The organism is Flavivirga algicola (assembly GCF_012910715.1).
Taxonomy (GTDB): Bacteria; Bacteroidota; Bacteroidia; order Flavobacteriales; family Flavobacteriaceae; genus Flavivirga; species Flavivirga algicola.
On record NZ_JABBHF010000009.1, the window covers coordinates 105,101 to 124,868 of the forward strand.

17 protein-coding genes and 1 tRNA gene are annotated in these 19,768 nt (G+C 33.1%); 12 read left to right on the forward strand and 6 right to left on the reverse strand.

Annotated elements, in window-relative coordinates:
* Positions 1–4 precede the first annotated feature (4 nt).
* The 3 genes from HHX25_RS15485 to HHX25_RS15495 all read right to left on the reverse strand — a co-directional run bounded on the left by HHX25_RS15485 (position 5) and on the right by HHX25_RS15495 (position 4,532).
* On the reverse strand, positions 5–2,473 hold the full coding sequence (locus HHX25_RS15485) for an ABC transporter permease (RefSeq protein ID WP_169675382.1): 2,469 nt from the start codon (positions 2,471–2,473) through the stop codon (positions 5–7).
* 51 nt (positions 2,474–2,524) lie between these two features.
* Entirely contained in the window at positions 2,525–3,202 is a 678-nt protein-coding gene (locus HHX25_RS15490) for an ABC transporter ATP-binding protein (protein ID WP_169675384.1), read from the reverse strand.
* A gap of 82 nt (positions 3,203–3,284) precedes the next feature.
* Positions 3,285–4,532 (reverse strand): efflux RND transporter periplasmic adaptor subunit, encoded by a 1,248-nt coding sequence (locus HHX25_RS15495; protein WP_169675386.1) that lies wholly within the window; start codon positions 4,530–4,532, stop codon positions 3,285–3,287.
* Between the two features lie 204 nt (positions 4,533–4,736).
* Between HHX25_RS15495 and HHX25_RS15500 the strand changes: the two genes are divergently transcribed.
* Both HHX25_RS15500 and HHX25_RS15505 read left to right on the forward strand, forming a co-directional pair.
* Complete coding sequence (locus HHX25_RS15500) at positions 4,737–6,083, forward strand: sigma-54-dependent transcriptional regulator (protein ID WP_169675595.1); 1,347 nt, start codon at positions 4,737–4,739, stop codon at positions 6,081–6,083.
* Positions 6,073–7,440, forward strand: coding sequence for a sensor histidine kinase (locus HHX25_RS15505; RefSeq protein ID WP_169675388.1), 1,368 nt, complete (start codon positions 6,073–6,075; stop codon positions 7,438–7,440). Before HHX25_RS15500 ends, HHX25_RS15505 begins: the two co-directional genes overlap by 11 nt.
* A gap of 185 nt (positions 7,441–7,625) precedes the next feature.
* Here HHX25_RS15505 and HHX25_RS15510 read toward each other — a convergent pair whose 3' ends face one another.
* Complete coding sequence (locus HHX25_RS15510) at positions 7,626–9,200, reverse strand: sulfatase family protein (protein ID WP_169675390.1); 1,575 nt, start codon at positions 9,198–9,200, stop codon at positions 7,626–7,628.
* Between the two features lie 445 nt (positions 9,201–9,645).
* Between HHX25_RS15510 and HHX25_RS15515 the strand changes: the two genes are divergently transcribed.
* The 7 genes from HHX25_RS15515 to HHX25_RS15545 all read left to right on the forward strand — a co-directional run bounded on the left by HHX25_RS15515 (position 9,646) and on the right by HHX25_RS15545 (position 16,457).
* Positions 9,646–10,191, forward strand: coding sequence for a nucleotidyltransferase family protein (locus HHX25_RS15515; RefSeq protein WP_205958051.1), 546 nt, complete (start codon positions 9,646–9,648; stop codon positions 10,189–10,191).
* Between the two features lie 155 nt (positions 10,192–10,346).
* A complete protein-coding gene (locus HHX25_RS15520) occupies positions 10,347–10,916 on the forward strand; it encodes a Crp/Fnr family transcriptional regulator (RefSeq protein WP_169675392.1) in 570 nt (189 codons plus the stop codon).
* Between the two features lie 195 nt (positions 10,917–11,111).
* Positions 11,112–11,453, forward strand: coding sequence for a hypothetical protein (locus HHX25_RS15525; protein ID WP_169675394.1), 342 nt, complete (start codon positions 11,112–11,114; stop codon positions 11,451–11,453).
* 206 nt (positions 11,454–11,659) lie between these two features.
* Positions 11,660–12,925, forward strand: a complete 1,266-nt coding sequence (locus tag HHX25_RS15530; protein ID WP_169675396.1) for a DNA cytosine methyltransferase — start codon at positions 11,660–11,662, stop codon at positions 12,923–12,925.
* Positions 12,922–14,001, forward strand: coding sequence for an HpaII family restriction endonuclease (locus tag HHX25_RS15535; protein WP_169675398.1), 1,080 nt, complete (start codon positions 12,922–12,924; stop codon positions 13,999–14,001). The genes HHX25_RS15530 and HHX25_RS15535 overlap by 4 nt, the downstream gene beginning before the upstream one ends.
* Positions 14,002–14,192: 191 nt before the next feature.
* Positions 14,193–15,245 (forward strand): hypothetical protein, encoded by a 1,053-nt coding sequence (locus tag HHX25_RS15540; RefSeq protein ID WP_169675400.1) that lies wholly within the window; start codon positions 14,193–14,195, stop codon positions 15,243–15,245.
* Between the two features lie 63 nt (positions 15,246–15,308).
* The gene (locus tag HHX25_RS15545) at positions 15,309–16,457 is read left to right on the forward strand and encodes a WG repeat-containing protein (protein ID WP_169675402.1); all 1,149 of its coding nucleotides are present in this window, start codon (positions 15,309–15,311) and stop codon (positions 16,455–16,457) included.
* Positions 16,458–16,720: 263 nt separating this feature from the next.
* Here the strand turns inward: HHX25_RS15545 and HHX25_RS15550 are convergent.
* Both HHX25_RS15550 and HHX25_RS15555 read right to left on the reverse strand, forming a co-directional pair.
* A tRNA-Leu gene (locus tag HHX25_RS15550) sits at positions 16,721–16,802 on the reverse strand.
* 16 nt (positions 16,803–16,818) lie between these two features.
* Positions 16,819–17,025 carry a GIY-YIG nuclease family protein gene (locus HHX25_RS15555; RefSeq protein WP_317169101.1) on the reverse strand — a complete coding sequence of 69 codons (207 nt, stop codon included), beginning with the start codon at positions 17,023–17,025 and terminating at the stop codon, positions 16,819–16,821.
* 256 nt (positions 17,026–17,281) lie between these two features.
* Here HHX25_RS15555 and HHX25_RS15560 point away from each other — a divergent pair, with 256 nt between their 5' ends.
* From HHX25_RS15560 to pth, 3 genes are all read left to right on the forward strand, one after another.
* On the forward strand, positions 17,282–18,223 hold the full coding sequence (locus tag HHX25_RS15560) for a ribose-phosphate pyrophosphokinase (RefSeq protein WP_169675404.1): 942 nt from the start codon (positions 17,282–17,284) through the stop codon (positions 18,221–18,223).
* A 99-nt stretch (positions 18,224–18,322) separates the two neighbouring features.
* The gene (locus HHX25_RS15565; RefSeq protein ID WP_169675406.1) at positions 18,323–18,964 is read left to right on the forward strand and encodes a 50S ribosomal protein L25/general stress protein Ctc; all 642 of its coding nucleotides are present in this window, start codon (positions 18,323–18,325) and stop codon (positions 18,962–18,964) included.
* Between the two features lie 79 nt (positions 18,965–19,043).
* On the forward strand, positions 19,044–19,670 hold the full coding sequence (pth, locus tag HHX25_RS15570) for an aminoacyl-tRNA hydrolase (RefSeq protein ID WP_169675408.1): 627 nt from the start codon (positions 19,044–19,046) through the stop codon (positions 19,668–19,670).
* Positions 19,671–19,768 lie beyond the last annotated feature (98 nt).

The window sequence follows — 19,768 nt, forward strand, 5'->3', positions numbered from 1 at the left end:
TGAATTATTCTTCTTTAAGTGCTTCAACAGGGTTATTTGTCGCTGCTTTAAAACTTTGCCAGCTTACACTTGCAAGTGCTATAATTATTGCCAATAAACCTGCAAAACCATATACCCACCAACTTATGTTTGTTCTATAAGCAAAGTCTTCCAACCACCTATTTATAGTATACCAAGACACAGGTACTGCAATGATGTAGGCAACAATAACCCACTTTAAAAAATCTATATTTAGCAGTACCATAATCTGCCCCACTGTAGCACCACTTACTTTTCTAATTCCTATTTCTTTAACACGTTTTTTAATATTGAATAGAGCCATGCCGAGTAGACCTAAACAAGAAATTAAAAGTGCTAAACACGCAGAATAGGTTAAAATTTGATTAAACTTTTGGTCTCTGGCATACTGATCTGCAAAAGAGGCATCTGAAAAATTATAAATAAACTCCTCTTTAGGATAAAGCTTATTCCATATTTGAGTGACGTGCAACATGGTTTTATCTATATCTTTAGCATTCAACTGAAATGAATAGTAACCCACACTATGATCCCAATTTAAATTTTGAGTAAAAATGCTTGGTTTTATCGAATTGTGTAAGGATGCATGATGGTAATCTTCTACCACCCCTACTATGGTACAGTTTCTATTTCCTACAGTTATAACTTTACCCAGAGCATCTATAGCATTTGCTATTCCCATAACTGGTAACGCTGTTTCATTGATTAAAATGTCATCTGACACCCAGTCATTTTGAGCATTTAAATTTTTACCTGCTTTTAAATGAATTCCATAAGCTTTTATGTAGTTATCGTCAATGCTTATTTCACTAAAAGAAGCAGGAAATGGTTCAGCAACGCCTACTGGTCTTACTTGATTGTTTAAGCGGTTTGCCTTTTTTCCAGGAATGCTAGAACTTACCGAAAAGGCCTTTACACCGTTTAAAGCGACTAGTTCATTTCTAAAAGTTCTTAGTTTATTTGGAATGTCTGGATGCTGATTCATAGTCATTGGGGAAAAACTATATAAGGTTTGGTGTCCTTCAAACCCCAAATCAGACGCCATCATAAATTGCATTTGTTTGTAAATACCAACAGTACAAACAATTAATATAATGGTTATTGAAAACTGCATAGTTACCAATGCCTTTTGGCTTTTCCATTTTTGACTTATCTTTTGGCCTCCTATTTTTAACCCTGAAGCAAAACGGTTTTTTACTACTGATATAAAGGGAATAAGGGCAGCTACAATAGTTACCAACAAAACAATAGCTATTACAGATAAAAATATGTAAGGAGCTACTTTGGCAGACGGAAGCTCCGTAGCAATTAAAGCATAAGCCAAAGGCAATGCTAATAGTAGTGCAATGCCGTTAAAAACAAAGCTTTCAACCAATATCATTTGAAAAATCTGCCAGTAGGTAGATCCGTTAAATATGCGAATAGAATAATTTTTTAACTGTTCTATATTCGAAATAGTGTTCAGGTTTATAAAATTTATTACACAAACAAATAACACCACTGCTATAATGATATAAAGAAAAATGATTTGTTTTGCATTGCCATTTACAGATTGTTCGTGACTTAAGTTTGACTTTAAATGAATATCATGAATGGGTTGAAACTTAAATTTCATATGGCCATTTTTTAGCCTATAAGGTAGTGGTGCTTTACTGAGCAAACCTGCAACTTTAGACTCAACAATTTTTAGCTCAATCCCCTTTTTTAGTTTTATGTAAGAATAAGGTCGGTATTGTACTGGAGTACTCCATCGCCTTTGGCTATAAGGATCTGGTTTATGATATTCGTAATTAGGGTTTTCTAATAGAACCTGACGTGTATTATCAAAATTCTGCATGTAATAGAAAAGCGATTTATAGGCAGCCACAACATCTATTTTCATATGGCTATTACTTGGAATATCTTCAAAAACAGCATCTACAACAAATTTCCAACCTTCATTAACCGTAAGTTCTTTATTAATAGGGTTTTCATTTCCGAATAACTTTTTGGCGAACGACTGAGATATCACAACACCGTGAATATTTTCTAATAGTTTGGTGTTTTCAGATTTTATTATCTTTCTGTTAAAAACATCAAAAAATGTAGGATCTGTGTACACAAAATCTACATCTTGTATTTTTTGTTTTGAACCATTAAAAATGGTTACCACATCTTTCCCAAAATTACAATGGCTAACAACTTCCGATAATTCTAAATCTAATAATTCTGATGCACCTCCAAAGTTTTTTGCAGATAGTACTTCTTCACCATTGGCATACTTTACATCTAGAGCAACTCTATAAACATCTTTATAATCTGTCCAAAACTGGTCGTAACTATCTTCATATTGAATTTTTACAGCCAAAAATATAAAAACAGCAAACCCCACCACAAGTCCTAAAATTTTAGCTAGTGACAAAAACTTTCTGTTTACTATATTTCTAATGATAGATTTTAGAAAATGTGATTTCATTTACTTAGATATAATCTTTATGATTAAAAATTGTTTGCATCATATTTTAGCTTAAACCAAACTATTCTCTGCGACTTTTTGCCCGTCTAACATTCTGATAATACGATGTGTAAACTTCGCGTCATGCTCACTATGCGTTACCATAACGATAGTGGTTCCTTGAGAATTTAACTCCGTTAACAAGTCCATAACTTCGTTACCATTACTACTATCTAGATTTCCTGTAGGCTCATCGGCTAAGATTAACTTGGGGTTATTAACCACCGCTCTTGCTACAGCGACCCTTTGCTGCTGCCCTCCAGATAATTGTTGTGGAAAATGCTTGCGCCTGTGCATAATCTGCATTTTTTCTAAAACCTCTTCCACACGTCTCTTTCGTTCTGCTTTTTTAACTCCTGTATATATTAAAGGAAGTTCTACATTTTCAAATACTGAAAGTTGATCAATAAGATTAAAGCTTTGAAATACAAACCCAATGTTATGCTTACGAATGTTGGCACGCTTGCGCTCGTTATAATTTATAACCTCTTCACCATTAAAAATAAAACTACCGCCATCAGAATCGTCGAGCATACCTAAAATATTAAGCAATGTAGATTTTCCACATCCTGAAGGCCCCATAATGGCCACAAACTCGCCTTCTTTAACTTCAAAAGACAACTTGTTTAATGCAATAGTTTGAAGTTCTTCTGTTTTATAATATTTCTCTAAATCTGTAATTTTTATCATTTTGAATGTTTTATTTTTTAGTGTCATTATCAAGGTGTAAGACTCTGACTTCCTATATAATGATGATTTATTTATATGTTTGTTACTTTAATACTAATTCCTGTTTGTCTCCAAAATTATCATAACTGGATGTGATTACCTTATCTCCAGGAGACAAACCTTCTAACACTTCATAATATTGGGTATTTTTTGTTCCTAATTGAATGTCAACTTTATAAGCCAGAGTTCCATCTTCATTTAATTTAAAAATCCAGTTACCCCCTGTTTTTTGAAAAAACCCACCTTTAGGCACTAAAACGGCTTGCTTTTCCTGACTCAAAGCCAATCGAATTTGTAAGGACTGCCCCCGACGAATCCCTTCTACTTTCTCATCAAATAACATATCTACCTGAAATCTTCCGTTAGTTACCTGAGTAAAAACTTTTTTAATGGTTAATACATGTGTTTCGCCATTAAACTCAAAAGTTCCCTGTTGTCCTGTATAAATTCTTGAAATGTAATGCTCATCAATATCTACACGTACTTTAAAACCACTTAACACATCTATTTGCCCTAAACGCTCCCCTTTAGTTTTAGACTGACCTATTTCAACATCTAAAGAAGTTAATTGTCCATCTACAGGGGCTCTAACTACCAAATCCCCTACTTTTTTACGCATGAGCTCTAAAGCACTTTGTGTTCTTGCCAAGGAGTTCCTTTTCTGATTAGCTTCCTGTTTCGTAGATATAGAATCTTGTTTTAAAACTTCTCTTGCCAATTTCATGCGCTGTTTTTGGTACTTATAATTGTTTGCAGACTCCTGAAACTCCTGATTGCCTATCGCTTTTTCTGCCAATAGTTTTTTATTAAGTTGATAAACCCGATCTGCTTCTATAAATGCATTTTCTACATCGGTCATCCTATTTAATCTATTAATGGTATTCTGACTGGCTGCATTCTGAGAAATTTGCATTTGTGTCAATAAATTATAAACAGAGGTCTCTTGATTTACCAAACTCAATTCCAAATCGGTATTTGAAAGACGTAGAATAGGCTCTCCTTGTTTCATTATTGCCCCATCTTCAACAAATTTTTCATCCACACGACCACCTTCAAGAGCATCTAGATATATAGTGGTAATGGGCATGACTACTCCAGTCACTGGAATATTTTCCTGAAAAACGCCTTCTTTGATTTCACTAATTGAAATACGCTCCATATCTACATTCAACTTCGATTTTCCTCCTGTAGAAACCACTACAAAAATGATTAGCGATATTAAAAGCAATATGCCAACTGCTATACTAATTCTCTTTTTACTAAAACGTTTCTTCTCTAATGGGATATCCATGTATGTTATTATATTTATTCAATATATAGTTATTACCGTGCCACTTTTCAAAATACTCAATATCAATACTTTAAAAAACTAAAATATTTTCAAAGTGTTCGAAAATGATACACTTGCGTTCGATAACAACACACTTTTTATCAACTCCATTTTTTGTAGTTTAATAATTTTTAACCAGACCATTATTATTGTAATATTGTAATGATGTTGTTAAAAAACGCAAACATATTAATTGTAGATGACGATACCGATGTGCTGACTGCCATGAGGTTACTGCTAAAATCTAAAGTAAATAGTGTTGTTACAGAAAAAAACCCAAACCATATTGTTTCCTTGATTCAGCAGCATAAATTCGACATTATTATTCTTGACATGAATTTTAATGGCCTTATTAATACGGGCAACGAGGGTATTTTTTGGCTTAATAAAATTAAAAGCATCAATAAAGAGGTTTCGGTTATTTTAATAACAGCCTATGGCGATTTAGATTTAGCCATTAAATCATTGAAACAAGGGGCTTCGGATTTTTTAGTCAAACCCTGGGAAAACAACAAACTTATTGAAGCCATTGGTGAAGTTTTAGATAAGAAAAAGTCTAAAACATCTAAAAAACAAAACACTTTAATCACCAAAACAGAAATACTTGGCGAAAGTCATGTGATGAATGATGTCTTCTTCAAAATTAAAAAAATTGCCCCCACAGATGCTAATATTTTAATTTTAGGTGAAAATGGCACAGGTAAAGATCTCATTGCCAAAGCTATACACGATAATTCCTTACGAAAAAACAAACCTTTTGTAAAAGTAGATGTTGGTGCTTTAACAGCTACATTATTTGAAAGCGAATTATTTGGCTATAAAAAAGGGGCCTTTACAGATGCAAAAACAGACAGGCAAGGGCGGTTTGAAGCTGCAGATGGCGGTACATTATTTTTAGATGAAATAGGCAATATTAGCTTACAGCAACAGGCACGATTACTTACCGTTATTCAAAATAGACAGGTAACCCCTTTGGGATCTAATAAAGCGGTTCCTATAAACATACGACTTATCTGTGCAACCAATCTCGATATTAAATTATTAGCAGACGAAGCTAATTTTAGAAAAGATCTTATTTACCGAATCAATACCGTTGAAATTGTCATGCCCCCTTTAAGAGACCGGGATAAAGATGTTGTATTGTTAGCAAAGTATTTTATTGGGCTATATGCCGAAAAATATTTGAAGTCCAGTTTTCAATTGGATGCTAGTTTTATTGAAAAATTAAAAAACTATTATTTCCCAGGAAATGTCCGCGAACTTCAATATGCTATAGAACGTGCCGTAATTATGGCAGAAAACACTATTTTGTATGATACAGATCTTGTTTTTTCTCCCATAGAAAAACAGGGAAAAAAAATCGGTCAAAACGATTTAAAGCTTGAAACCATTGAGAAAAATGCCATTTTAAAAGTACTTGAAAAACATGGTGGCAATGTATCAAGATCTGCTAAAGAATTAGGCATCACAAGAACCGCCTTGTACAGAAGATTAAACAAATATGGCTTATAAAAAATATAAATTGGCTCTAATAATTAGGGCTCTTATTTTATTTTTTTCGCTCACTGGGTTAGCGATATCTATTGGCACACTTGATTTTAAATTGGACGTGCCCTACAAAATCATCATAATCATTCCTTTTATTGTTTTAGCAATTTTCAGTTTTCTTAATCTTTTTAAATTTATCTCCAGTCGATTTCAAGAAATGGATGATTTTTTCGAATCGGTAAAGTATCGAGATTTCTCCCGTTGGTACAATGAAAATTCGGGAGCAGATGATGTTAAGGAATTGCATAAAGGCTTTAATGAAGTAAACAGAACCGTACTGGAAATAAATAAGGAAAAGGAAACGCAACACCTGTACTTAAAAAAAATTTTGGAGCTCATTCAAACAGGAATAGTTGCTTATAATGTAGAGTCTGGTAAGATTTTATGGGTTAACGATGCTTTTAAAAAGCAGCTAAATATTCCGTCTTTAAAAAATATCAGGTTTATTGAAAATAGGAACCCTAAACTTTATGAAACCATTTTCATAGAAAACCATACGACTAATGATACAATTAATATTGAGATTAATAATGAAAAAGCGCAGTTCTTAATTGCAAATTCAATCTTTGAAATAGAAACCGATACATTTAAATTAATTATTCTGCAAAATATTGAAGAGACCCTAAACAAGAACGAGTCTGAAGCCTGGAAAAAGCTTCTAAGCGTTATGACCCATGAAATCATGAACTCTATTGCTCCTATTTCTTCATTAGCTGAGACGCTACAATCTAAAGTAGAATTATCTATCGAAGATTCAACAAATAATCCTCTTGATATGAACGATTTAGACATTGGCATTGAAAGTATAAAAAAGAGAAGCGAAGGCCTTTTAAAATTTGCAAAAACGTATCGCAGCCTGAATAAAATCACTAAGCTTAATTTAAGTACCATTTTGGTGGATGAGCTTTTTGGCAATATTAAAACCCTTATGCGACCTTCTCTCGAAGGAAAAAATATCGAACTCGTTTTCGAAAATGAAAACGCACCTTTAGAAGTAGAAATTGACACATACCTTATTGAACAAGTACTTATTAATTTAATACTTAATGCTGTTGAAGCTTGCAAGGATATTGAAAACCCTAAAATAATTTTAAAAGCTCAAAAAACAATTGAAGGGCAGTCTGTTTTGAAAATAATAGACAACGGAAAAGGCATTCCCGATGAAATTATTGAAAACGTTTTTGTTCCTTTTTTTACAACTAAAAAAACAGGAAGCGGTATTGGCTTAAGCTTATGTAAACAGATTATGCTACTTCACAAAGGAAAAATATTAATTAAAAGCATTGAAGATAAAGGAACTTCTGTGAGTTTGGTTTTTTAGTCTATTTTATTCTTTAAAAAATGTGTTGGAAAGACTAAAAATTGCCTCATCGAGTGCAGTCAAGAAATTTAAAATTTCTCGACTGGGCTCGACCAAACATTATATTATTTATATAAGCTTAATAACTTTTTTATCTCTATTCTCAAAGAGACATCAAAGCGCTTTTTATTTTCTATGTAAGCGATTTATTTCAATTCGATCTTTTGAGTTTTATTGTAGTCTTTACCCCTAATAGTCTCAAATTTAGCAATCATCTCCTGGAGTTTTTCTTTATTGGTTTCTGCCAAGTTATGTTGCTGAGAAATATCTTCTTTTAAATTATATAACTGAAAATCTTCAGAGTTCCCTATTTCAATTTGCACATCTTTTAAAACAGTCGGTCCTTCATAAGGAGGAATCATAACCCAATCACCTTCCTTATAAGCTGTTCTTGAAGTTGCTTCAATAACTAAACTTTCTCTACCTTTTTGAGATTTTCCCATAAAAACATCCAATAACTCTTGACTATCTTCTACCCTAACATCACTTTCAACCAACTTGGCAATCGATGACAATAAATCCAATTGACATACTAATGCATCCGAAACCGAAGGCTGAATCGTTCCTTTCCAGTAAGTAAAAAACGGCATACGGGTTCCCGCTTCAAACAAACTGTATTTTCCACCTCTTAATTTTCCTGCTGGGGTATGTTTTCCAATTTTAGTATCGGCATCATCAAAGTAACCATCGTTTAAAACAGGGCCATTATCACTTGTAAATACAATGAGAGTGTTTTCTAATAACCCTTCAGTTTCAAGGGTTTTTATAAACTCTCCTATACACCAATCTGCTTCAACGATAACATCGCCTCTTGGACCTAAACCAGATGCACCAACAAATCTCGGATGCGGGGTTCTAGGCACATGAGGTTGCTGCATAGCATAGTAAAGGAAGAACGGTTCATCTTTATGTTTTTTAACATAATCCTGAGCTCCTTTTAAGAAATGATCTGCCATATCTTCATCTTTCCATTTAGCCTTTTCCCCTCCTTTCATATAACCAATACGCGGTATCCCGTTTACAATCGTGTTATTATGGCCGTGGTGCCATTTCATATTGGTCAACTCTGGATTGGCTTTACCCGTTGGTTGTCCTTCAAAATTTTCTTTATAGCTAATCTCGATAGGATCGTTTGGATCCAAGCCAACAACATCACCATTTTCAATATAAACAGTAGGCACTCTGTCTTGAGTTGCCGCCATGATATACGAATAATCGAACCCCACTTCATTGGGTCCTGGGCTTACGTGTTCATTCCAGTTTACATGTCCAGTCCCTAACCCTAGGTGCCACTTTCCAACAATTCCTGTATGATATCCTTTCGTCTTTAACATTTTAGGAACGGTCATTTGATCTGTAGAAATGATTAAAGGAGCCGTTCCTGGTAAGATTTTAGCATTTTTCTCCCTCCAGGGGTATGTTCCTGTTAATAAGGCATATCTACTAGGTGTACAAGTTGCAGAAGACGCAAAACCATTAGTAAAACGCACCCCGTTATTTGCAAGCTTGTCCAGGTTAGGCGTTTTAATTTCCGTTGCCCCATTAAAACCGACATCTCCATATCCTAAATCGTCTACGTATATCACAACAATATTAGGCTTTGCTGTTTTGCTATCCTCAACTTTAACGGTTTCGGGTATTGGTGTGGCTTTTTTTTCTTTACAATTGATACTAATAACGAATACCAATGCAAGTAAAATGAGAGGCTTAATTCTTTTCATGTTTTAATTGTTTAATCTTTTTATAAGCTTAACTGCATTATTAAATAGATGTTGCCCTTAAAAATAGGTTAGACAGATTTTAATCAGAGTAGCTAATTACTTTATTTTTTATTCTGCATAAAGTTAGGTGTTTTCATTTTAAGACTCAAATACTCGTTTTTATATTATGAAGGTTTATAGATTTTAAAATTTGAAATATGCTGTAAAAGGAAAATAGTGTAGAAAAATATCTAACCTAAAGTGAATTTCATATTTTTAAAGTTTTGATTACTCTTTATAAAGTAATTTCTTTTATGCATGTAACTAATCCTAATAACAGTTTGGAATATCATACTTCGCGAAAGAAATAATTAAGAGCCCCTATAAAACGTCTCCTATGATAGAAATAGCTATAGATTCTTATGCAGGAACCATTAGTATTAATAAAAATGAAACTTACTAAAAATTGGAAAATAAACTAATTGAAATGATTGAAAACGATGTGTGGATGACTGATGTTTTGAAAGTAGTTAGAAGTTTAAACCTAAATGATTGTTGGATTGGAGCTGGTTTTGTCAGGAACAAAGTTTGGGATGAAAAGCACGGAAAAGAGCGCACTGAGCTTAATGATATTGATATTATATACTTTGACAAATCTAATTCAGCCAAAGCATATGACTTGCAAATAGAAAACAAGCTAAAAAACTTTTATCCGAATCTAAATTGGTCTGTGAAAAATCAATCAAGAATGCATATCAGAAATGGACATAAACCATATGCTAATTGTAATGAAGCGATTTCTTTCTGGCCCGAAACTGCAACCTCAATAGCTGTAAGATTAAATTCCAAGAACAAAATTGAATATCTAGCACCTTATGGTCTAGAAGACCTATTCAATCTTTTGGTGCTACCTACCCCTGGATTTGATTTAACTACATACAATACCAGAATTGAAAAGAAACAATGGAAGGAAAAATGGAACAAATTAGAAATAAAAACTAGTTACGTGTAAACAAAACATCCTATTTCATTATGGGAAACATTAAGTTTCAAGTAGAAATAAAATAACATTAATAAAGATTTGCAGATAACGAGATATAGAAATTAACTAAGTTTACTAAACTGAAAAAGCAAACAGGATGATAGTCATATTGTTTTTACAAAACTATGAATGAAATTACAAAATACATCTCTCTAAGTATCCCTGGTTTGGATAAACAAACATTGGATATTCTAGAAAAATCATTTGTCAAAAAGAGAAAAAAGAAAGGCGATTTATTACTTAATCAAGGTGATCTTTGTAAAAATTTATATTTTATTTCTGATGGAATTTGTCGTTCGTTTTCAGTAAAAGATGATAAAGAAATAACAACTTGGTTTGGTTTCAAAAATAGCTTTATTACGTCCTTTACAAGTTTTTTCTCAAAAGAACCAAGCTATGAAAGTATTGAAATGTTAAGTGATGGTGTATTGTATCAAATTAGTAGCCACAAATTTTTCAATGCTCGAATACCATCCGTTCAAATTGAGCAGGTTATTAACCATTTTAATTTACTTTACACCATTCAATTGGAAAAACGCCTATTTCTAATTCAAACCTATTCAGCAACTGAAAAATACAAACAGATAATAACAGAGGAGCCCCATTTAATTCAACATATATCTAATAAACAACTTGCTAGTTACTTAGGAATTACAAGGGAAACATTGAGTAGAATACGTTCTAGTATTAATTGATATATATCACAGATTTTTAATTTCATGATTTCTAATTTTGCTAAAATTAATACATCATGAGCAATGAGAAAACACCTAAAAACGCAGAAAACATTTAATACTATTTTGAAAATTTTAGCCTTCTTTTCCAAAAGAAAGCTATTTGACAGTTTTACCTTTTGGATCACCAAAAAAAATGCAAAACTTAATATACGTTTGAATAAGCCGAAATATGCGGATAATGTTCATGAATTGGCAGAAACATGGAAAAAAATGATGCCCATAGATGGACAGGATTTTTTTAAAATCACAAAGGTTTCTAACGATACTGCTTACACAGAAATACATCTTCATTGTCCGCTTCGTGGAACAGGAAATGCAGAAGCATGCTATAAATTAATGAACTATGACAGAACTTTAATGGAAGAAATTGGAGGGAAATTGGTTGTGTTAGAATCTCAATCTAATTCTGGTAAAAATTATTGTTCATTAGCAATTCGTGAAAAAGGTCGAAATATGAATGATTTGATTCAAGCTCATAAAAACAATAAAAATTAAGAACTAAACTCATAAATTCAGCTAAGAGCTAAATCCGAAAAATACACAGGCTTAATACCTTACTATGCAAAACCTGTGTTGAAAATAAAAAAAGCCTCTTTTTGTCAATCTCACATAAATACCGTGAAAAGATTGTGAATAAAAAATTAGAAACTAACCGACCGTAGCAACAAACTTTATTAACTTGTGGGGTTAAATAAGAGCTGATGCTTAAGGAAAGAATTGACATAGAAAACGTTGAAGAACAACTATTTGAAATAAAATCAGTTGATCCAGAAAATTCTATACCTGCTTCATTTACACACTATTTACATAATCACAGAAACGGTGTGTCTCAATTTTACAAAAAAGGGGCGCTTTCTTTTGTTAAAGAAATTCTCGAAAAAACATATCCATCAGAAAAGGTTACGAAAAAAAACACTGAAGAAACGCTTCAACACTTAATCTCAGACCTCAACAAATCTGTTCCTTTCCCAGCACCAGAAAAACCAAAATTTAAATTTATTGACCTTTTTGCAGGAATTGGCGGGTTTCGTTTGGCGCTTCAAAACCTTGACGGTAAGTGTGTTTTTACAAGCGAATGGGATAAGTATTCTAAACAGACCTACAGAACTAATTTTGGAGAAATCCCATTTGGAGATATTACAAAAAACGAAACAAAAAACCATATCCCAGATAATTTCGATGTGCTTTGTGCTGGTTTTCCCTGTCAGGCATTTTCAATTGCAGGAAGACGTGGTGGGTTTGAAGACACGAGAGGCACATTATTTTTTGATGTTGCCGAAATCATAAAAAAGAAACAGCCAAAAGCAATTTTTCTTGAAAATGTAAAAGGGCTTCGTAACCACGATAAAGGAAAAACATTAGCAACAATTTTAAACGTCCTTCGTGAAGATTTAAATTACTATGTTCCAGAACCTCAAATATTAAACGCAAAAGATTTTGGTGTACCCCAAAATAGAGAGCGTATTTTTATTGTTGGTTTCCGAAAGGATTTAGGTATTAATAATTTTAAATACCCAGAACCAACTAAAACAGATGTCGTTTTAGAGGATATTTTAGAAGAGAACGAAGTCTCTGTTAAATATTACCTATCCACAACTTACGTACAAACATTAAAAAACCACAGAGCAAGACATGAAAGTAAAGGAAATGGTTTTGGTTATGAAATAATTCCAAATAACGGAACTGCAAACGCTGTGGTCTGTGGGGGTATGGGAAGAGAAAGAAACTTGGTCTTTGATGATAGGCTAACTAATTTCAACCCAGTAACCAAAATTTCTGGAAAAGTAAACAGGGAAGGCATTAGAAAAATGACACCACGGGAATGGGCAAGGTTACAAGGCTTTCCAGACCATTTTAAAATTGTGGTTTCAGACACACAGGCATACAAACAGTTCGGTAATTCTGTGGCAGTTCCTGCAATTCAGGCGACCGCGGAAAAAATAATAGAAAAACTTAACTGTAAATGATTGCTGGTAACAAAGGGGAGTGGAGTGAAATTTATGCCCTTTTCAAGTTATTAGGAGATAAACAATTATTTCTCGGAGATAAACACATTGAACAATTAGAAGGCTTCATTTATCCTATCATTAAGATACTTCGTACCGAAAACAATAGCAATTTTGGGTATACGATCCAAGATGAAATTATTCTAGTTTCGGGAAATGAAAAAGTTTTAAAAATTCCGATTTCTGATTTTAAAAACAAGGCTCTTTTTCTATTAAACGCGATTAAGGAAAACAAAGAACGGACTTTTTCTGTTCCAGAAATTGAAGTATTTATGAAGTCCATTAACTGTATCTCTTTAAAAGCAAGTTCTTCTGCAAAAACAGATATCACCATTGTAGTTCACGACCAAAGAACCAACCAACAGCCCATACTTGGTTTTAGCATTAAATCCCAACTTGGCAGTCCTTCTACACTACTTAATGCTGGCAGAACAACCAATTTTATTTACAAAATTGTTGGGACTAACTTAACAGAAAATGATATTCTACAAATCAATTCAATTGATTCAAGGCGTAAAATCATGGACAGAATAGTTCAAATTAAAAACAAAGGTGGCGCGTTTGAATTTGTAAAAACCGAAAAGCAAATCTTCTCAAACAACCTTGTATTAATTGATAGTTTGCTTCCAGAGATTTTATCACAAATCATTTTTGGTTTTTATTCAAGCAAGTCTTCAAACTTAACAGAATTGGTTAATGAAATAGCAGAAAAAAATCCCTTAAAATTTGACACCCAAAACGAGCACAAATTCTATGAATATAAAATCAAACGGTTTTTAACCGATGTGGCTCTTGGAATGATGCCTTCTAAAGTTTGGACTGGGCAATATGACGCAACTGGAGGCTACCTAATTGTAAAAGAAAATGGAGATGTTTTGTGTTACCATATTTACAACCGAAACGAATTTGAAGACTATTTGTTAAATAACACAAAACTTGATACCGCAAGTTCGTCAAGACATGATTTTGGCAAAGTTTATACCGAAAATGATCAGTTATGCTTCAAACTAAATTTACAAATCAGGTTTACAAAGTAGTTCATATTCTGTACGTTACAATTTTTCGTAATGTACACCATTTGAAGCTGCTCTAAAGATCACAAAGAAATTTCCGCTGCTTTTTATTTGCAAACTACTATGAAATACAGCATTGTATTTTCACGGAAAACTGGGTAGCGAGAACATAAAATTTAGCTTTGCTTTGTAGCAGCAATGAATCATGTAAAAATATGATCTGCAGTGAATTCAGATTGACACATGCTACATTGCATACTATTAATTTAACCCATAATGTTATGTCTCAAATGTTAAACACCGTAAAATCCTATTGTAAATCATCCATTCCAACAAGGTTGGAAAAGTTTTATCTTTCAGAAATGGAAAACTATAGTGATAGTACAATTGCTAATTTACCTGGTTGGGATCCCGTAGTTCAATTTGAGTTGAACTTTTCTGAAACTGCTTTTACAGGATTACAAAATAACCATGAAGATTGGTTGGCAAGCGGGTCTAAAAAGGATAATTGTGAATACATCGCTTTTTCTACTTTAGCCGATCTAGAGTATAGAGATGAGCTAACCGACTTTTTAGCTATTGATATTCGTCAAGAAAATTGTCCTGTTTATTATGGTGATCATGAAACAGGCGAATTTATAAATATTCATAAGACATTAGATTATTTCTTGGAGTATCTTGATGATGAAGATGTAAATCCTATGGAACAATTTGGAGCACTCTATGAAAAAGCACAGGATGCTTTTTCAAAAAGTGATCATTCATTAATTGTAGAGACCTTAGGAGCTTTTTTCGAGAAAAACCAGATTAACCCTGGAATACCAGGTCCTTACATGAAAGAAATTCCCGAAGCCCTAAATTTATTAGCATGTGCTTATGATGAACTAGAACAGCCTGAAAAGGCAATGGAATATCTGGACTTAGCATGTAACGGTATTTTTTGTAGAAACGCTTTTTTAAACAGAGTTAAGTTTAATTTGATTTCTTCAAAATATGACATTGCCATGGAGCAATGTAATCAAGGGCTAGAACGATTTTCTGATGACTATTCAAAATCCTTTCTCAATCTTTACAAAGGGATTATTTATGGAGTTTATGAAAAAAATAATGAAGCTTTAGAGTGCTTTGCTTTGATGACAGGAAATGTAGAAAAATCTGATTTCGAAATTTTAACGCCTGTTGCAGCCATCTATACCCACTTTACTGAAATCAAAGATTTTGAAATGGTATTTAATAGAACTTCGAAGATGATTCAAGAGTATGAATAATATAGGCTTTTTGTCCAGTAAAAAATAAGAACAAAACTCCTATTGTCCCGAAACAACAATCCAATGAAAACAACTTTACTAAAAACATTGCATGCCTTATTGATTTTAACAACTACCTTATTCTGCCAATTCAACACAGCACAAAATACGGAGTTGTTTATTCCCTATTATGCAAACGGTAAATGGGGGTATTGCGATGTTAATGGTAACATTTTAATACCACCTACATATAATAATAAAACAACATTCTTTTTTTCATTTAAGGGACAAGATTTTGCATATGTAGTAAATAATGATGGCAGAACAATATTGATTGATAAAAATAACAACAACTTATTACCTGAAGATTGTTTCATATCTAATTCTCCAGATATCTCCTATCTTTTAAAACATGGGGGACTAGTTGAGTCAAGCAGTAAGAAGCAAGGATTATATGATTACAAAAAATTAAAAGTTACAGTTCCGATAGTTTATGATTCGATTTTCGATTTTAACCATCAAATCATAGCAAAGAAGAAAAATAAATACTGGGTAATTAATTATAATGAGTATAATGAGCAATATAAGCAAATTCAAACCGACTATATAGATTTAGAAATATTACGGAATCTTGAATTGTATATCTATAAAACTAGCGACAAGATTTATAAAGATGGTGAAAAAGGTAAAAGAGAAGAAATCACCTATGAAGATTATGCTGCTTTAAAAAAGAAAGATTTTGAAACGGTGGTTGAAGAGTTTATCATTGAATCCACAGAAATTCTAGGAGGAGGACACAAGTATTTTGTTAACATGAAAGGATCAGATGAGATTAACAAAACCCCCGATAATAATGAAATCAAAGTAATTAAAAACATTGGGTTCTCTAAGAGAATGTACGAAAAAAAATGTGGGTATAAAGAATTAAACATAGTTCAAAAAGGAGATAAGATTGGTATTACTGATGAAAACATGAATCTAATTTTACCGATTGCATATGATGAGATTCAATTTGATTACTATTACTCAAAAAGAATAGTTTATATAAAAAAAGGAGATTTGGTCGGCTTGAAATTTTTGATGGACCCGTGTCATTTAATAGAACCGAACTATGATTCAATTGAAGTAGTTACTTTTATCCCGGAAAAGGATTTTTACATTTTTTTGGTTAAGAAAAATAATATAAATCTGTATGTAGGCGAAAATGGGATTGAATTTTTTAAGTTAGACTAAACCAACCGTTAAACTTTACTATCAGAAGGAAAAACCTGCTCATAAACATATATATGACTAAAAAATACAGTGTATGTATATAATCTATAACTAAAATAGAACACTTTCTCAAAAGAAGCTTAAGATGATCTTCACAAATGAAGAAGCTTGTCCAGCAATAGCTACAATAAAGGTAAAATCATTTATGGATAACTAGAAATTGTAAAGTTTGAGCAGTGTTTGGAAATAAAAGCCTTTACAAAATTTCTTTTGTAAAGGCTTTGTACTCAAGGTGGGAATCGAACCCACACTCCCGAAAGAACTGGATTTTGAATCCAGCGCGTCTACCAATTCCGCCACTTGAGCATTTTAGACAGCAAAATTAATCATTATTACGAATAGAGCGTAATTTTTCTTTACCTATTCCAGATTTCCAATATTTTTCACGAACCCTAGCTTCAATTCTGTTGCTACACTTCTCAGAATAGATTAATTCATAGGGTCTGTAAAACTTTGTAGTTCTTTCTCTACCGTCATTATGGCGCTTAATACGATTACTCAGATCTTGAGTTAAACCAACATATATAATTGTGTTTTAAACTAGATAAAGCATAAACATATATCCTTGTTTAGCGCACCTGCCTGTCGGCAGACAGGTCTACCAATTCCGCCCTGCCTGCCGACAGGCAGGCACTTGAGCATTTCGGACAGCAAAAATATAGATTTTTTCGATAATTAAACATAAAAATACCCATCAATATACTTTTTAGGTAAAAATAAATGTATAAATTTGCACCTCGTTTAAAATAAGGTAGTCTTTATATACTATAAAACAACAAGTTACTATGGCCGTTGTAAATACTGAAGCTAAAATTTTTGCATGTACTCAGAGTAAAGTCTTAGGCGAACAAATCGCCAAAGCATTCGGCGTTAATTTAGGAAATGTAATTACCTCTACCTATAGTGACGGCGAGTTTCAACCCTCCTACGAAGAATCTATTCGAGGAACTAGGATTTTTATAATTGGTTCTACCAACCCTGGTCCAAGAAATCTAATGGAGATGTTGCTCATGATTGATGCTGCTAAACGTGCATCTGCAAGACACATTACTGCAGTGATGCCATATTTTGGGTGGGCTAGACAGGATAGAAAAGATAAACCTCGTGTACCAATTGCCGCGAAATTGGTTGCTAAAATGCTAGAAGCTGCAGGAGCTACACGTATTATCACCATGGATTTACATGCCGATCAAATACAAGGTTTCTTTGAAAAACCTGTAGATCACTTGTTTGCATCGACCATTTTTCTTCCATATTTAAAAAGTTTAAATCTGGACAATTTAACAATTGCTTCTCCAGATATGGGAGGGTCTAAAAGAGCTTATGCTTATTCTAAAGCTTTAGAAAGTGACGTGGTCATTTGCTACAAGCAACGTGCTAAAGCGAATGTTATTTCGCATATGGAGCTTATTGGTGATGTGACAGGAAAAAATGTGGTGTTGGTTGACGATATGGTAGACACAGCAGGAACCTTAACCAAAGCAGCAGATTTAATGATGGAACGAGGCGCATTAAGCGTTAGGGCTATTTGTACGCACCCTATATTATCTGGAAGCGCATACGAACGATTAAAAAATTCGAAATTAGAAGAACTTATAGTCACAGACTCCATTCCATTATCACAAGAGAGTGATAAAATTAGAGTTTTGGGCTGTGCAGACCTATTTGCAGAGGTTATGGAGAAAGTTCATAACAATCAGTCTATTAGTTCAAAATTTGTCATGTAGTTTCGGCTTAAGTTTATCTTGAGCGAAGCCAAAAGACTCAACTACCATAAGATAGTTGAGGTTAACTAGAATAATTAAAAATAATTATAAATTAAAATTATGAAATCAATTACAATCAACGGATCTCAAAGAGAAAGCGTGGGCAAAAAAGCAACAAAGGCCTTACGTAATGCTGGTCAGGTTCCTTGCGTATTATACGGAGGAGATCAGCCAGTTCATTTCGCAGCAGCAGAATTAGCATTCTCCAAACTGGTATATACACCGAATGCGCATACTGTTGTAATTAACTTGGAAAATGGGAAGACTTTTAATGCAGTACTTCAGGATATTCAATTCCACCCAGTTACCGATAGAATTTTACACATAGATTTTTATCAGTTATTCGAAGACAAAGAAATTGCATTAAATATTCCAGTACAGCTAGTAGGAAACTCTAGAGGTGTTAAAAACGGTGGTGTTTTAAGACGAAACAATAGAAAACTTCGTATCAAAGCATTACCTGCTAACCTACCTGATTTTATAGAAATAGATATCACACCTCTAAAAATTGGTGATAAAGTTGCTGTTGGTGACTTACCAAGTGATAAATATACTTTCTTACATTCAGACAATACGGTTGTATGTCAAATTAAAACGTCTAGAACGGCAGTTGCAGACGATGATGAAGACGAAGAAACTGAAGAAGGAGCTGAAGCAGCACCTGCTGCAGAAGGAGCTGAAACACCTGCAGCTCAAGAATAGATATATTCTTAACTTAAATATTAAAGGCATCCTGTATTATTCGGGATGCTTTTTTATTTTTACATAAACATAAAATGTTATGTATCGCTTTTTATTCAAATTATTTAGGAAAGAAAAGGACATTGAAGAACAAGGTATAATGAAGAAGTATTTAATAGTAGGTTTAGGGAATATAGGAGAAAAATATGAAAATACCCGTCATAATATAGGATTTAAAATATTAGACCATTTTGCAAATAAAGAGTCTTTAACTTTTGAAACCCAAAAACTAGGAGATCTTGCCACATACAAATTAAAAGGAAGAACCTTTATTTTCTTAAAGCCTAACACCTATATGAATTTAAGCGGAAAAGCGATATTATATTGGTTAACAAAAGAAAAAATTCCTCTAGAAAACTTATTGGTTATTACAGATGATTTAAATCTGCCTTTTGGGAGTATTCGGCTAAAAGGAAAAGGCAGTGATGGTGGACACAATGGACTAAAAGACACCCAAGATAAGTTAAACACTACGAAATACAACCGCTTTAGATTTGGAATAAGTGACACCTTTTCTAAAGGGCGGCAGGTTGATTATGTTCTGGGAGCATGGACCCAAGAGGAATCGGATAAGCTTAAAGAACGCTTGGACAAATCGGTAGAGCTTATAAAATCCTTTGTATTAGCTGGAATAAATATCACCATGAATACTTTTAATGGTAAATAAAAGAGGTCTAGAAAACTCAGGAGGCTGTCTAAAAAGTCTTTATGATTTAATTTGTCAGGTTGAGCTTGTCGAAACCAATATTGAATATCAGTCAGTTA